Source organism: Isoptericola haloaureus, assembly GCF_036689775.1.
Lineage (GTDB): Bacteria > Actinomycetota > Actinomycetes > Actinomycetales > Cellulomonadaceae > Isoptericola > Isoptericola haloaureus.
In genome coordinates, this window is record NZ_JBAGLP010000116.1 from 514321 (window position 1) to 528136 (window position 13816).

At 74.8% G+C, this 13816-nt stretch carries 14 protein-coding genes and 2 tRNA genes; 11 read left to right on the top strand and 5 right to left on the bottom strand.

Annotated features, from left to right (window positions below; translation table 11 throughout):
• Nucleotides 1–24: 24 nt before the first annotated feature.
• The 3 genes from V5O49_RS07820 to V5O49_RS07830 are packed head-to-tail and all read left to right on the top strand — an operon-like array spanning nt 25 to nt 3682.
• Nucleotides 25–810: a methyltransferase domain-containing protein gene (locus V5O49_RS07820; RefSeq protein ID WP_332901717.1), complete on the top strand. Its 786-nt coding sequence runs from the start codon at nt 25–27 to the stop codon at nt 808–810.
• Nucleotides 807–2456, top strand: coding sequence for an FAD-dependent oxidoreductase (locus V5O49_RS07825; protein WP_332901718.1), 1650 nt, complete (start codon nt 807–809; stop codon nt 2454–2456). The genes V5O49_RS07820 and V5O49_RS07825 overlap by 4 nt, the downstream gene beginning before the upstream one ends.
• Nucleotides 2453–3682 (top strand): cytochrome P450, encoded by a 1230-nt coding sequence (locus V5O49_RS07830; RefSeq protein ID WP_332901719.1) that lies wholly within the window; start codon nt 2453–2455, stop codon nt 3680–3682. The genes V5O49_RS07825 and V5O49_RS07830 overlap by 4 nt, the downstream gene beginning before the upstream one ends.
• Here the strand turns inward: V5O49_RS07830 and V5O49_RS07835 are convergent.
• The gene (locus tag V5O49_RS07835; protein ID WP_332901720.1) at nt 3625–4035 is read right to left on the bottom strand and encodes a COX15/CtaA family protein; all 411 of its coding nucleotides are present in this window, start codon (nt 4033–4035) and stop codon (nt 3625–3627) included. The genes V5O49_RS07830 and V5O49_RS07835 overlap by 58 nt on opposite strands.
• Before the next feature lie 41 nt (nt 4036–4076).
• Here V5O49_RS07835 and V5O49_RS07840 point away from each other — a divergent pair, with 41 nt between their 5' ends.
• On the top strand, nt 4077–5204 hold the full coding sequence (locus V5O49_RS07840; RefSeq protein ID WP_332901721.1) for a lycopene cyclase family protein: 1128 nt from the start codon (nt 4077–4079) through the stop codon (nt 5202–5204).
• Nucleotides 5205–5402: 198 nt separating this feature from the next.
• Here the strand turns inward: V5O49_RS07840 and V5O49_RS07845 are convergent.
• Nucleotides 5403–5476 (bottom strand) — tRNA-Pro (locus tag V5O49_RS07845).
• Nucleotides 5477–5640: 164 nt separating this feature from the next.
• Here V5O49_RS07845 and V5O49_RS07850 point away from each other — a divergent pair.
• From V5O49_RS07850 to V5O49_RS07870, 5 genes are all read left to right on the top strand, one after another.
• Nucleotides 5641–5711 (top strand) — tRNA-Gly (locus V5O49_RS07850).
• 503 nt (nt 5712–6214) lie between these two features.
• Complete coding sequence (gene cysK / locus V5O49_RS07855) at nt 6215–7150, top strand: cysteine synthase A (protein ID WP_332901722.1); 936 nt, start codon at nt 6215–6217, stop codon at nt 7148–7150.
• A gap of 4 nt (nt 7151–7154) precedes the next feature.
• Nucleotides 7155–7787, top strand: a complete 633-nt coding sequence (gene cysE / locus V5O49_RS07860) for a serine O-acetyltransferase (RefSeq protein ID WP_332901723.1) — start codon at nt 7155–7157, stop codon at nt 7785–7787.
• Nucleotides 7788–7988: 201 nt separating this feature from the next.
• Complete coding sequence (locus tag V5O49_RS07865) at nt 7989–8345, top strand: GntR family transcriptional regulator (protein WP_332901724.1); 357 nt, start codon at nt 7989–7991, stop codon at nt 8343–8345.
• Nucleotides 8342–9352: a DUF1648 domain-containing protein gene (locus tag V5O49_RS07870; protein WP_332901725.1), complete on the top strand. Its 1011-nt coding sequence runs from the start codon at nt 8342–8344 to the stop codon at nt 9350–9352. The genes V5O49_RS07865 and V5O49_RS07870 overlap by 4 nt, the downstream gene beginning before the upstream one ends.
• Nucleotides 9353–9355: 3 nt before the next feature.
• On the opposite strand, the gene V5O49_RS07875 is transcribed toward V5O49_RS07870, so the two are convergent.
• Complete coding sequence (locus V5O49_RS07875) at nt 9356–9745, bottom strand: MmcQ/YjbR family DNA-binding protein (RefSeq protein WP_332901726.1); 390 nt, start codon at nt 9743–9745, stop codon at nt 9356–9358.
• Between the two features lie 109 nt (nt 9746–9854).
• Here V5O49_RS07875 and V5O49_RS07880 point away from each other — a divergent pair, with 109 nt between their 5' ends.
• Nucleotides 9855–10886 (top strand): LLM class F420-dependent oxidoreductase, encoded by a 1032-nt coding sequence (locus V5O49_RS07880; RefSeq protein WP_332901785.1) that lies wholly within the window; start codon nt 9855–9857, stop codon nt 10884–10886.
• Between the two features lie 27 nt (nt 10887–10913).
• Here V5O49_RS07880 and V5O49_RS07885 read toward each other — a convergent pair whose 3' ends face one another.
• Nucleotides 10914–11240: an MGMT family protein gene (locus tag V5O49_RS07885; RefSeq protein ID WP_332901727.1), complete on the bottom strand. Its 327-nt coding sequence runs from the start codon at nt 11238–11240 to the stop codon at nt 10914–10916.
• A gap of 86 nt (nt 11241–11326) precedes the next feature.
• Between V5O49_RS07885 and V5O49_RS07890 the strand changes: the two genes are divergently transcribed.
• Nucleotides 11327–12634: a GNAT family N-acetyltransferase gene (locus V5O49_RS07890; RefSeq protein WP_332901728.1), complete on the top strand. Its 1308-nt coding sequence runs from the start codon at nt 11327–11329 to the stop codon at nt 12632–12634.
• A 102-nt stretch (nt 12635–12736) separates the two neighbouring features.
• On the opposite strand, the gene V5O49_RS07895 is transcribed toward V5O49_RS07890, so the two are convergent.
• Complete coding sequence (locus V5O49_RS07895; protein ID WP_332901729.1) at nt 12737–13816, bottom strand: Fpg/Nei family DNA glycosylase; 1080 nt, start codon at nt 13814–13816, stop codon at nt 12737–12739.

A 13816-nucleotide genomic window follows, 5' to 3' on the forward strand; every position in this document is an offset into this window, starting at 1 on the left:
GCACCGGCGTCGTAAGGTGTGCACGTGCTCCGCAAACGCCCCGCCGCCGTCAGTCCTGTCGAGACGCGGGGAGCGCAGCTCTCCGACGAGTTCGACCGCGCCGCCGACCGTTACGACCTGCTGACCCGGCTCAACCCGGGCTACCACCAGGCCTTGAGCACAGCGGCACGCGCGCTGGTCTCGCGGCTACCGCGTCGCTCCGCCGACGAGGCTCTCGTGCTGTGGGACCTCGGGTGCGGCTCCGGGCTGTCCACGCGGGCCCTGATCGAGGCCGCCGGCGACGAGACGCAGATCGTCGGGCTGGACGCCTCCGCCGGGATGCTGGACCGCGCCCGGGAGAAGCCCTGGCCGGACGGCGTCCGGTTCGTGCAGGCCTTCGCCCAGTCCCTGCCCGAGGTGGCGCGCGACCATGTGGGGCGGGACGCCGACGGGGCGTTCGCCGCCTACCTGCTGCGCAACGTGCCCGAGGACCAGCGCGACGACGTCGTCACCGCCATCCGCGACCAAGTCCAGCCCGGCGGCTGGGTGGCGCTGCAGGACTACCACGTCAAGCACGACCGGGTCGCCTCGGCCGTCTGGACCGTCGTCTGCTGGGGCGTCGTCATGCCCCTGTCCTTCCTCGTGCGCGGCAACCCGGCGATCTACCGCTACCTGTGGCGCAGCGTCGTCGACAACGACAGCACCGCCCAGCTCCAGGCACGCCTCGAGCGGGCCGGGCTCACCGACGTCCGCTGGCACACCGGCACGGGCTGGCAGCGGGGCATCCTGCACACCGTCCTGGCCCGCCGACCCGAGAAGGACACCGCATGAGCCGACCCGTCCCGCCCGGCCGCGACGGCGCCGCCGTCCTCCACCCGGCAGCGCCCGGCGCCGAGCGTGTCGACGACGACCAGCACGTGGTCGTCGTCGGCGGCGGCATCGCCGGCCTGGCCGCGGCGGCGATCCTGGCCGAGCGGGGCGTACGGGTGACGGTGCTCGAGGCCTGCGACCAGCTCGGCGGGCGGGTCCGCGCGTGGCCGGTCGACGGCGCCGACGAGGACGGCCGCACCATGAGCCGCGGCTTCCACGCCTTCTTCCGCCAGTACTACACGCTGCGGGCGCTGCTGCGCCGCGCCGACCCGACGCTGGCCCACCTGATGCCCGTCCCCGACTACCCCCTGCGCCGCGGCGACGGCCTCACCGACAGCTTCGCGGCGCTGCCGCTGACCCCGCCGGTCAACCTCGCGGCGTTCGTCGTGCGCAGCCCCACCTTCCCGATCACCGCGCTGACCAAGGTGCACCTGCCCAGCGCCGTCGAGCTCGTCTCGGTCTCCTACCCCGCCAGCCACGAGCGCTACGACGGCGAGTCCGCCCAGGACTTCCTCGACCGCCTGCGCTTCCCCGAGGGCGCGCGGCACCTCGCCCTGGAGGTGTTCGCCCGGTCCTTCTTCGCCCACCCCACCGACTTCGGGGCCGGCGAGCTGGTCGGCATGTTCCACACCTACTTCGCCGGGTCCTCGGAGGGACTGCTCTTCGACGTCCCCGACGACGACTACGACACCGCGCTGTGGGCCCCGCTGGGCCGCTACCTGGGCGGGCTGGGCGTCGACGTGCGCACCGGTACGCGGGCCGCGTCGCTCACCCGGGACGAGGACGGGACCTGGCACGTGGGCACCTCGTCCGAGGAGCTTGTCGCGGACGCCGTCGTGGTCGCCACCGACCCCCGGGCGGCTCGCAGCCTGCTCGCACCGCTCGCCGACGAGCCGGACCACGGCCTCGACGCCGCCGAGCGGCAGCAGTGGCACCGCCGCGTCGCCGCCGGCCGCAACGCCCCGCCCTTCGCCGTGCTGCGGCTCTGGCTCGACGGCACGGTCGCGCCGGAGCGGGAGGCCTTCCTGGGCACGTCCGGCTACGACCTGCTCGACAACGTCACGGTCCTGGAGCGGTTCGAGCAGGGAGCGGCCGACTGGGCGCTCGAGCACGGCGGCTCCGTGGTGGAGCTGCACGGCTACGCCGTGGACCCCGAGGGGGACCCCGACCTGGCCGGCGACGGGCCGCGCGGGCTCGACACCTCGCGTCTGCGCACACGGCTGCTGGACGCCCTGCACGAGGTCTACCCCGAGACCCGCGGGCTGCAGGCGGTCCACTCCGAGCTCCTCGTCGAGGACGACTGCGGGCTGGTCGGCACCGGCCCGTGGCGCGACCGGCTCACCGTCGACACCCCGTACCCGGGCCTGGCCCTGGCGGGCGACGGGCTCCGGGTCGACTGGCCGATCGCCCTCATGGAGCGCGCCGCAGTGACCGGCGTGCTCGCCGCCAACCACCTGCTGCAGGGCTGGGACGTGCGGGGCGAGGACGTCTGGACCGTCCCGCTGCAGGGTGTGCTCCGGCGTCGGCCGGACTTGTCGGCGGCGGGAGCAGCCGTGGCCCGGACCGCGCGGACCGTGCGGGACCGCCTGCCCGTCGGGCGGCGATGACGGGCCGACGGCGGGCGGTGCGCCCGCGCGAGCCGAGCACGCCTCGCGTCGAGCGGCAGGGGGCCGACGGCGGCCACGGGGTCAGCACGGTGTGGCGCATCCGGTCGCTGGAGGCGGCGCGGCAGGTGCTGCGCGCGCGGCACGCCACGACGCAGGCCGGCTTCACCGCCGAGGCCATCCCCCAGCGACTCAAGCACCACCCGATCCTCATCTCGGACGGTCCGCAGCACGACGAGCAGCGCCGCAAGGTCGCCCGCTTCTTCGCGCCCGTGGTCGTGGCCGAGCGCTACACCGCGCAGATGGAGGAGTGCGCCGACCGGCTGCTCGGCGGGACCCCGCCCGGCGGCCGGCTGGTGCTCGACGAGCTCGCGCTGCACTACACCGTCGAGGTCACCGCGGAGGCGGTCGGGCTGACCGAGTCGTCCGTGCCGCGGATGTCGCGCCGGCTGGTGAGCTTCTTCCGCCAGCCGCCCTTCGACATCACCCGCCGCGACCTGGGCCGCACGCGACGCCAGTGGATGCGGGCGGCCGTCAACGGGCTCCTGCCGGTCGCGCGCTTCTACCTCGCGGACGTGCGCCCGGCGATCCGGGCGCGTCGCACGGAGCGCCGCGAGGACATCATCAGCCACCTGGTCGACGAGGGCTACACCGACGTCGACATCCTGGTCGAGTGCGTCACGTACGGCACGGCGGGCATGGTGACCACGCGCGAGTTCGTCACGATGGCCGCCTGGCACCTGCTGCGCGACGACGCCCTGCGCGAGCGCTACGTCGTCGCCGGCCAGGAGGAGCGCTTCGCGATCCTGCACGAGATCATCCGGCTGGAGCCGGTCGTCGGGCACCTGTACCGACGCGCGCAGGAGCCGATCAGCATCACCGACGGCGACGGCTCGTGGACGATCGAGGCCGGCGACCTGGTCGACGTGAGCGTGCGGTCCGCCAACGCCGACCCGCGGGCGCTGGACGAGGACGGCCTGGACCTGTGCCCCGGCCGGTCCCTGCCGCGGGGCGTCAACGCCGCCGGCCTCACCTTCGGCGACGGCGCCCACAAGTGCCCCGGCCAGCCCCTGGCGATCCTGGAGTCCGACGTGCTGCTCACCCGGCTCCTGGCACGCTCGCCGCGCCTGGTGTCCGAGCCCGAGGTGGGCTGGGACGACCTCATCGAGGGCTACACGCTGCGGGGGCTGGAGCTGGAGCTGCCCGCCGCCTCCTCCGGCAGCCGGTGACGGTAGGTCCACGACGTCAGGGCCGTCACGAGGACCGCGAGCAGCACGCCGGTGAAGATGTGCAGCGCCCGCAGGTCCCCGCCGAGCCGACCGAGGGTGAACTGCACGGTCACCAGCACCGCCGTCGCCACGGCGAGCGCCACGTTGACCCGACCGGCGGAACGCCGGAGCACGAGGTAGACGACGACCGCCAGCCAGGCGACCGCCAGGGTGACCCAGGCGCCCACCCGGTGCTGGACGAGGTAGTCCGGATCTCCGCCGAGGTAGGCCGACGCCCAGCCGGCCTGCGCGATGACGCAGCTGATGAGCACGGTCGCGGCGCTGCGCAGCCAGATCAGGTGCGGTTGGGGCATGGCGGTCTCCCGTCGACATAGGGTGTGGCCCGGAGGTGGACATGGCGGACGTCGCGGTGGTCGGGCTCGGCCCGGCAGGGCGTGCCCTCGCCTCGCGGTGCGCGGCCCGCGGCCTGTCGGTGGTCGCGGTCGACCCGCGCCCCGACGCGGTGTGGACGCCGACCTACGGTCTCTGGGCCGACGAGCTGGGCGACCTGCCCGCCTCCGTCGTGCGGGCACGGGCCGAGAACCCCGAGCTGCGGGCGACCGGCGTGCACCCCCTGCAGCGTGCCTACCTGGTCCTGGACAACACCGCGCTGCAGGCCGCCCTGTCCCTGGAAGGCGTCGAGGTCCGTGCCGGACGCCTCGACGACGCGCAGGTCGGCGCCCTCCGCAGGGAGGCACGGGTGGTGGTCGACGCCCGCGGTGCGCGACCCGACGGTCTGCGCCCCGACGACCCGGCACCGCTGCAGACCGCCTACGGGATCGTCGTGCCGACCGAGGCCGCCGCGCCGGCCCTCCAGGGCGCCGAGTCGTTGCTGATGGACTGGCGCACCGACTGGTCGGAGCAGGAACGACCCACCGCCACCCCGACCTTCCTCTACGCGATCCCCGTGGGCGGCGAGCGGATGCTGCTCGAGGAGACGTGCCTGGCCGCCGCGCCGGGACTGCCCGTCGCCGAGCTGCGGACGCGGCTCCGGCGCCGTCTGCTGGCCCGCGGCGTCGACGCGGCCACGGTGGACCACCCTCTCGACCGCGAGGTCGTGCGCATCCCCATGCGCGGCCGCGACGCTCCCCCGCCCCCGGGGGTCCTGGCCGTCGGCACCGCGGGACGTGGCGGGCACCGGATCACCGGCTACTCCGTGGCGCACTCCCTGCGCCGGACCGACGAGCTCGCGCGCGCCCTCGCGCGGGGCGACGTGCCGGCCGAGGTGGATCCGCCGGACACCGCCGAGCGGCTCCGCGAGGTCGGACTGCGCGCGCTGCTGCGACTGAGCACGCCGGGCACGCTGGAGCTCTTCGAGGGCTTCGGCCGCCTGCCGGCCCCCCGTCGGCGGGCGCTCCTCTCCCGCGACGCGGGCGCGGGCCCGCTGGCGGGCGCCATGTGGGGGATGTTCGCGCGGATGCCGTGGGCGGCCAAGGGCGAGCTGGTCCGTGCGTCGCTGAGCCCCTCGCGCCCGGGCGGCTGACCGACGCGTGGGCACCGTCCGACGGCGCGGGGCCCGCGGGTGCCTGACGTCGTCCGCTGCGGTCACACCGTGCTCCTCGCTGTCGCGGCCAGCCTCGCACAGGGCGCTCCCGCGAGCGCGCCGGACACCCGGCGCGCGGAGCGACGACGGGCCGCCGACGCTGCACGGCGGCAGGTCGACGGCCCGTCGTCCCGAAGGTCGGGGTGACAGGATTTGAACCTGCGACCCTCTGCTCCCAAAGCAGATGCGCTACCAAGCTGCGCCACACCCCGTGGTACCCGTCCGCCCCGGAGGACGGCGGGTCCGGTGGGCAAGTGTAGTGCGCGACGTCGGTGCACCGGACGGCTGCGTGCCGTGCACGGGCACCGGTGGGGCTTTGCTAGGCTGGCGCCGCCGTCCGCGGGGCTGCTCGTCATCGAGCCGCTGCCGGACCGGTGCGGGCGTAGCTCAATGGTAGAGCCTCAGTCTTCCAAACTGATTACGCGGGTTCGATTCCCGTCGCCCGCTCGCCCGAGCGCGACGAACGGCCCCGGTCATGCTGATGACCGGGGCCGTTCGTCGTGGCACGGCGGCTCCGACGGGCGGCGGCGACGGAGCACGACTCATCGATCCTCTCGATATGTGAGCGTGATCTTGTCGATCGGAGCGGGTGTGGCTAGGCTCGGCGTGCGGGACGTCCGAGACCCGCCGGAGAACAACGCGCCGCCGAGCGCCCGCGCACCTGGGAGGGACGCACGATGACGACCATCGCACTCTCCCTCGTCTCCGGCCCCGACACCTTCGCTGCCGCGCCCCTCGTGCGCCGGCCGATGTGCGCCTGCCCCGCGGTCTGCTGCTGTCGGTAGAGCGTCCGCCTCACGCCTGACCCGCCGGGTCGTGGCGACCGCGCGACGCTCACGGACCACTGCCCCCTGCACCACGCCCGGACGCCCCGGCCGACGGCGATCGCCTGCCGTCGGTGCGCCGGGACCAGACCACCGCATCACCACGACACGAAGGAACTCTTACTCATGGCCACCATCTACGACGACGCGACGCAGCTCATCGGCCGGACGCCGCTGGTGCGGATCAACCGTCTCACCGAGGGCTCGGAGGCGACCGTCGCCGCCAAGCTCGAGTTCTACAACCCGGCCAGCTCGGTCAAGGACCGCATCGGCGTCTCGATCATCGACGCCGCCGAGGCCTCCGGCGAGCTGAAGCCCGGCGGGACCATCGTCGAGGGCACCTCTGGCAACACCGGCATCGCCCTCGCCTTCGTCGGTGCCGCTCGCGGCTACCACGTCGTGCTCGCGATGCCCGAGACGATGTCCAAGGAGCGCCGCGCGCTGCTGCGCGCCTACGGCGCCGAGCTGGTCCTGACCCCGGGCTCGGAGGGCATGAAGGGGGCCGTCGCGGCCGCCGAGAAGATCGCCGCCGAGCGCCCCGGGGCGATCCTGGCCCGCCAGTTCTCCAACGAGGCCAACCCGAAGATCCACCGCGAGACGACGGCCGAGGAGATCTGGGCCGACACCGACGGCGAGGTCGACATCGTCGTGGCCGGCATCGGTACCGGCGGCACCATCACCGGCGTCGGCCAGGTCCTCAAGGAGCGCAAGCCCGAGGTCCAGATCGTCGCCGTCGAGCCGGAGGAGTCGCCCATCCTCAACGGCGGCGCCCCCGGGCCCCACAAGATCCAGGGCATCGGCGCGAACTTCGTCCCGGAGATCCTCGACACCGAGGTCTACGACGAGGTCATCGACGTCAACGCGGAGACCGCCGTCGAGTGGGCGCGGCGCGCCGCTCGCGAGGAGGGCCTGCTCGTGGGCATCTCCTCCGGTGCCGCCCTGAACGCCGCGGCCCAGGTCGCGAAGCGCCCGGAGAACGCCGGCAAGACGATCGTCGTGATCATCCCAAGCTTCGGCGAGCGCTACCTGTCCACGGTGCTGTTCTCGGACCTGCTGGACTGATCGCATGGCGGACTCCCCGGCGCGCGCGTTCCTCCGCCTCCTCCGCGAGGACGCGGAGGTCGCGCGCGCCCAGGACCCGGCGGCGGACTCGCTGCTGTCGGTCGTCCTGACCTACCCCGGCGTCCATGCCGTGTGGCACTACCGCCTCGCCCACGCGATGTGGCAGTCACCCCTGCTGCGCATGCCCGCACGGATGCTGTCCCTGGCCTCGCGGCTGTTCACCGGCGTCGAGATCCACCCGGCGGCCCGGATCGGGCGCCGGCTGTTCATCGACCACGGCATGGGCCTGGTCATCGGCGCCACGGCCGAGGTCGGCGACGACTGCCTGCTCTTCCACGGCGTCACCCTGGGCGGGCGCACCATGAACCCCGGCAAGCGGCACCCCACCCTGGGCGACCGCGTCATGGTCGGCTCCGGGGCCAAGGTGCTCGGACCGCTGTGGATCGGCGACGACGCAAAGATCGGCGCGAACGCCGTGGTGACCAAGGACGTGCCGAACGGCGCGGTCGCCATCGGCGTGCCGGCGAAGAACAAGGTGCCCGCCGCGCAGCCGCCGGACCCGACCTCGAACGGCAGATCCCGCAGCACGCCGCGCACGATCGAGGACCCGTCGCAGCTCATCGAGTACGTCATCTGATTGCGATTCGGCAACAGGCCTTGAACCTCTGTGGCGCAGGCCACTAGGAAGGGACGTGGTGCGGTGCAATGGGGCACCGCGCCACTTCTCCTGACCGGTCCGAACCTCCGAGGACCGCACCGCCTCCTCCACGACCGTGTCGCACCGGGCAGAGTTCTCCCGACCTTGTTCTAGTTGTCATAGAACTAGTACTATCCAGTCATGCTCTGGACCATCGACGCCGGGAGCGACGAGCCGCTGTACGCGCAGCTCGTCGCGCAGGCGCACCTCGCCGTCGCCCGCGGCGACCTCTCCCCCGGCGACCGCCTGCCCGCGGCACGCGAGCTCGCGACCTCGCTGGACCTCAACGTGCACACCGTGCTGCGCGCCTACCAGCAGCTGCGGGACGAGGGGCTCGTCGACCTGCGGCGCTCACGCGGTGCCGTGATCACCGGGGCCGCCGCGACGGACCTGACGACCGTCGAAGAGGCGCTGCGCGCCTTCGTCGCCGCGGCCCGCGAGGCGCGCCTCTCCCCCGAAGCCACCACCACCCTTCTCCAGGAAGAGCTCAAGCGATGACGACGCACCACGACCCGACGCCGGCCTGGCGTCGACGCGCCCGCCGTTCGACCCTGTGGTCCTCGCTCGCAGGGCTGATCCTCACCCTCGCCGCGGCCGCGACGGTGTGGAGCTGGCGTGGTGACCTGCCCGACCAGGTCGCCACCCACTGGGGACCCGGCGGCGTCCCGGACGACACGATGTCGGTCACCGGCATGATCGCGGTGGCGACGGTCACGGCCGTCGTCCTGCTGGCCCTGTTCGCCGTCGTCGGCCTGGCCTGGGGCTCCAGCGCCTCCACCCGGCGGACGGCGGCCGGTGCCGCCGTCTGGTCCGGGGGCCTCGGCGCCGCGCTCCTGCTCGTCACCGCCGGGTTCCAGCGGGGCCTGGACACGCCGCAGGCCGCGGAGCTGCCCGGCTGGGCGCTGGCCGTGATCCTCCTCGCCCCGCTGCTCCCCGCCGTGGTCGCCGCGGCGCTCGTGCCGGGCGACCCGGCCCAGCCGGCCGAACGCCCCGTCGCGGCCGACGCGCCCCGGGCGACGCTGACGGACAGCGAGCGTGCCGTCTGGATGCGGACGGCCCAGGGCGGTGCGGCCCTCGTGCTGGGGATCGGGGCCGTCGTCGCCACGACGGTGCTCGCCGTCGTCGCACAGCTGTGGGCGATGCTGCTGGTCCCCGTGTTGCTGGCTGTGCTGTTCGCCGCGATGTTCGCCTTCCGGGTGCGGGTCGACGCGACCGGCTTCACCGTGCGCTCGGTGCTGGGGTGGCCCGGGACCCACGTCCCGGCCGACGAGGTCGTGGAGGCCTCGGTGACCCGGGTCAGTCCGCTCGGGGACTTCGGCGGCTGGGGCTGGCGGGTCGGCTTCGACAAGGGCCGCGTCGGTGTCGTGCTGCGGTCGGGCGAGGCCGTGCTGGTGGAGCGCACCGGAGGGCGCGGAGTGGTCGTCACGGTGGACGACGCGGCGCGCGCCGCGGCGCTGCTCAACACGATGGCCGACCGGGCGCGCGCGGACCGCACGCCCGGCTGACGGTCACCGCGGCGGGCGGTGCCGGGTGACCAGGGAGTGAGGCGCCCGGGCCGCCCACGCATCCTCGACGGTCTCGGCCAGCACGCCGTCCTCCACCGCCTCGAGCCGGACCAGCACCGCCGCGTACCCGTCGAAGTGCGCGATGGTGAAGTGCGACTCCGGGTGCGCGGCGAGCACGGCGTCCTTCTCCTCGAGGTCGTCCACGGCGGCCGCCAGGATCGACCCGGCGGGCACCGGGTCGTCACCGAAGCGGCGCAGGTCGGCCTGCCGGAACGGGCGCTCCCAGACGAACTGGCGACCCTCGACCTTCCAGGTGCGCCACCCGTGCGAGGTGGCCTCGGCGGTCCTCGGGAGTGCGAGGGCGAGCTGCGCGACGTCGTCGTACGTGGCCATACTCCCAGGATCGGAGGCGACGCCGCACGCCGCACCTCGGCTAGAGTGACGGGTACCCGAGACCCGACGTCCCGGGTAACCCGACTCGACGAGGAGCTCCATGACCACCCTGCGCATCGGCATCCAGACCGGCTACTGGTCCCGCAAGCCGCCGACCGGCATCGTCGAGGCGCTGCAGCAGGGCGAGGCCGCCGGGCTGGACTCGGTCTGGACCGCCGAGGCCTACGGGTCGGACGCCTTCACGCCCCTGGCCTGGTGGGGCTCGCACACCTCGCGCCTGCGGCTCGGGACCGGCATCGCGCAGATGGCCGCCCGCACGCCGACGGCGACCGCCATGCAGGCGATCACGCTCGACCACCTCTCCGGCGGCCGGTTCGTGCTCGGGCTCGGCGCCTCGGGACCGCAGGTCGTCGAGGGCTGGTACGGCCAGCCCTATCGCCGCCCCCTGGCCCGCACCCGCGAGTACGTCGACATCGTGCGCCAGGTGATCGCCCGCGAGCGCCCCGTGGCCTACGACGGCGAGTTCTTCACCCTGCCGATCGGCGGGGACACCCCGGGGGCGACCGGCCTGGGCAAGTCCCTGAAGCCGACGGTCCACCCCCTGCGCGCCGAGATCCCCATCGTGCTGGCCGCGCAGGGCCCGAAGAACGTGGCGCTGGCGGCGGAGATCGCCGACGGCTGGATGGCCGGCTTCTACGCGCCCAGCGCGGACGCCGGGCACCGCGAGCAGCTCGCCGAGGGGTTCGCACGGCGTGCCGAGGAGCGCTCGGCCGTCGAGGACTTCGAGGTCGCCGCGATGGTCCCAGTGGTGGTGCGCGACGACGTCGAGTCCGCCGCCGACCTGGTGCGTCCCCACGTCGCGCTGTACGTCGGCGGCATGGGTGCCAAGGGCGCGAACTTCCACAAGGACTCGCTCGACCGGCTGGGGTTCGCCGCCGTCACCGACGAGGTGCAGCGCCTCTACCTGGACGGCCGCCCCCAGGACGCGGCCCGCGCGGTCCCGACCGAGCTGGTCGAGGAGATCGCGCTGGTCGGCCCGGCCGCGAAGGTGCGCGCCGACCTCGGACGCTGGGAGGACACGGCCCTGACGACGCTGCTCGCCCAGGGCGACCCGGCGTCGGTCGCGGCGCTGCTCGGCTGAGCGGACGACGGCGGCACGGGGACCGACTCAGGGCAGCCAGACGGCGCGCCGCAGGTCGACGCGGCGCCCGTCGCGCGTCAGCGGGCACCCCTCGGCCCGCAGCTCGGTCAGCGCCGCCTCGAGGTGGTGCGCCGGCGGCGACCCGGCGGCGTTGACGATCCGCCACCAGGCGACCCCCGAGCCGGCCCGCGCCATCACCTGCCCGACCTGGCGCGGGCCGCCCCGCCCGAGCACGTCGGCGACCGCCTCGGCCACCAGTCCGTACGTCGTCGCGCGGCCGGCGGGGACGCGCTCGACGACCGTCAGCACCTCGGCGAGGTACTCCTCGGCGGGCGGGATGGGCGTGGGGTCCATGACCACATCGTGGCATCACCGGTGACGGGGCCGGAGCACCACGAATTTCGGTGGCACGCCCGCGGCCCGGGCAGCAGGATCGAGGCATGACCCTCGACTCCCCGCTGCCTGCCGGCTACCGGTTCCGCCGGCTGACCGCCGACGACGACCGCGCCGTGATCGACCTCGACTCCTGGGCGTTCCCCGTCCCCGTGGAACCCGACGAGATCGCGAAGATGCCCTCGCCGCTGTCCTGGGACCGTGCCGTCGGCGTCGAGGCCGACGGCGGCTCCCCGGGGGGATCGCCTCTGGTGGCGATGCACGCCTCCTACCCGTTCACGCACTTCCCGGTCCCGGGCGGCACGCTGCCGACCGCGGGGCTGACCTGGGTCGGGGTCCACCCCCAGCACCGGCGCCGCGGCCTGGCGAGCGCCATGCTCGACCTGCACCTGGCCCGGTGCCGCGAGCGGGGCGAGCCGTTGTCGGCGCTGTACGCCGCCGAGTACGCGATCTACGGACGGTTCGGGTACGGGCGCGCCGCCGACGACGTCCGCGTCACCCTCCCGCGCGGGGCGGCGCTGCGGGACGTGCCCGGCGCGTCCGAGCACACCGTCCGCATCGAGCACGCCGACCGGGAGCACCACGGGGACCTCGTCGCCGCCGTCCACCGTGCCGCCGGGCGCGACGCGGCCGGGCTCGGGGTGAACCGCCCGGGCTGGGCGAGCCCCGAGACCCCCGAGCTGCAGGCTCACCGCTGGCACGACGCGGCCGCGTTCCGTCAGGGGTTCGAGACGCGCCGGATCGTGGTCGTCGAGCGTGCCGGCGAGCCGCGTGGCTACGCCCTGCTGCGCCGCAAGCTGGACTGGGACGTCACGGGACCGCGGGGCACGGTGAACGTCGGCGAGGCCGTCGCGCTCGACGCCGCGGCGGCCCGCGCGCTGTGGGGCGTGCTGGTGGACCTGGACCTGATGAGCGAGACCAGGCCGTTCGTCCTCGCCCCGGACGACCCGCTGCTCGGCCTGCTCGTCGACCGCCGCAGCGCCGACCTGCGGGTCGCCGACAACGTCTGGGTCCGCCTCGTCGACGTGCCCACGGCGCTGGCCGGCCGGCAGTACGCCGCCGACGTCGACGTCACGCTGGCCGTGACGGACACCCGCCTGGGCGAGAACGACGGCGTCTGGCGGTTGCGGGCGTCCGCGTTCGGCGAGGCGACCTGCGATCGCTCGGACGTCGCGGCCGCCGACGCCGACCTGGCGCTGGACGTGCGCGCGCTCGGCGCCGCGTACCTCGGCGGGACGTCGCTGTCCGAGCTCGGGGGCGCCGGGATGGTCACGGAGCGTGCCCCGGGCGCGCTCGCTCGGGCGTCGACCGCCTTCGGCTGGCCCGTCGCGCCGGTCTGCAGCTGGGTGTTCTGACCCCGGCCCGCCCCGTGTCGCGTTGTGGGCGTGAAATCTGCAGCCCTGAACCGGTTCAGGGCTGCAGATTTCACGCCCACAACGGCGCGGGGCAGGCACGGGTCAGGTCTGGCAGACCCCGCACCAGAACAGGTTGCGGCCCGCCAGCTCCTCGATCAGCACCGGCGTGCCGCACACCCGGCAGGGCAGCCCCTCGCGGTGGTAGACGTAGAACGCCTCGTGGGCGGGCACGGCGTCCGGGTCGTCGTCGGTGTTCTGCCGGGTACGACGGCGGCCCGCGGCCGTGACCACCGCTCCGGCCCGCGCCTGCTCGTCACCCGTCGCGCCGCCGCCGTGCGCCGCCCCGCCGTCGTCGCGGTGCTCCGGGCGCGTGGTGACGATGCGGCCGGAGGCGGCGCCGTCGCGCAGGAGCGCCACGAGGTCGTCCCAGATCTGCTCCAGGACCGCCGCGGCCACGTCGCGTCCCGGCCGCAGCGGATCCAGCCCGGCCCGGAAGAGCGCCTCGGCGCGGTAGATGTTGCCGACGCCGGCGACGACGGCCTGGTCAATGAGCTGCTGACCGACGGTGACCCGCGAGCGCCGCACCCGGGCGACGAACGCCGCACGGGCCGCCTCGAGCGAGTCGTGGCCCCCGTCGGGCCGGATCGGGTCGGGACCGAGGCGGTCCTCGACGGCAGCCTTCTCGTCCGGGGTGAGCACCTCGCAGGCGGTCGGGCCGGTCAGGTCGGCGACGGCGTGCGGAGCGAGCAGGCGGACCCGCACGGCACCGCGCGGCTCCGGGGCGGTCCACTCCCCCGGACCCGCGGGACGCGGGTCCCGACCGCCGGCGGCCTGGTCCGACGGCTCCGAGGACAGGGTGGTCTCGCGCTCCCCGACCCGCCGGCGCGGTGCCCCGATGGCGTGCGCGACGTCGGCGCTGCCGTCGCCCGCGAACGTCCAGGCGCCGTAGAGCCCCAGGTGGACCCGCAACCAGCGCTCGTACGCCCCGGCGTCGGGGCCGGGCACGTCGAACCGGCAGAACAGCTGCTTGCCCCACGCCTCGGCCCCGACGAGGGTGGCGCCGTCGAGCACGTCGGCGCCGGCGGCGAAGCGCCCCTGCGGGCTGCTCACCGCGAGCCGCCGGCCGGCGAAGAGCTGGTCGAGGGTCCGGGCCAGGCGGTGGACCGTGTGCCCCTCGGGCAC

What these genes read in the sequence shown, in the direction of transcription:
- V5O49_RS07825 (WP_332901718.1), top strand. Translation starts at nt 807, where the DNA reads ATGAGCCGACCCGTCCCGCCCGGCCGCGACGGCGCCGCCGTCCTCCAC.
- V5O49_RS07830 (WP_332901719.1), top strand. Translation starts at nt 2,453, where the DNA reads ATGACGGGCCGACGGCGGGCGGTGCGCCCGCGCGAGCCGAGCACGCCT.
- V5O49_RS07835 (WP_332901720.1), bottom strand. Translation starts at nt 4,035, where the DNA reads ATGCCCCAACCGCACCTGATCTGGCTGCGCAGCGCCGCGACCGTGCTC.
- V5O49_RS07840 (WP_332901721.1), top strand. Translation starts at nt 4,077, where the DNA reads ATGGCGGACGTCGCGGTGGTCGGGCTCGGCCCGGCAGGGCGTGCCCTC.
- cysK (WP_332901722.1), top strand. Translation starts at nt 6,215, where the DNA reads ATGGCCACCATCTACGACGACGCGACGCAGCTCATCGGCCGGACGCCG.
- cysE (WP_332901723.1), top strand. Translation starts at nt 7,155, where the DNA reads ATGGCGGACTCCCCGGCGCGCGCGTTCCTCCGCCTCCTCCGCGAGGAC.
- V5O49_RS07865 (WP_332901724.1), top strand. Translation starts at nt 7,989, where the DNA reads ATGCTCTGGACCATCGACGCCGGGAGCGACGAGCCGCTGTACGCGCAG.
- V5O49_RS07870 (WP_332901725.1), top strand. Translation starts at nt 8,342, where the DNA reads ATGACGACGCACCACGACCCGACGCCGGCCTGGCGTCGACGCGCCCGC.
- V5O49_RS07875 (WP_332901726.1), bottom strand. Translation starts at nt 9,745, where the DNA reads ATGGCCACGTACGACGACGTCGCGCAGCTCGCCCTCGCACTCCCGAGG.
- V5O49_RS07885 (WP_332901727.1), bottom strand. Translation starts at nt 11,240, where the DNA reads ATGGACCCCACGCCCATCCCGCCCGCCGAGGAGTACCTCGCCGAGGTG.
- V5O49_RS07890 (WP_332901728.1), top strand. Translation starts at nt 11,327, where the DNA reads ATGACCCTCGACTCCCCGCTGCCTGCCGGCTACCGGTTCCGCCGGCTG.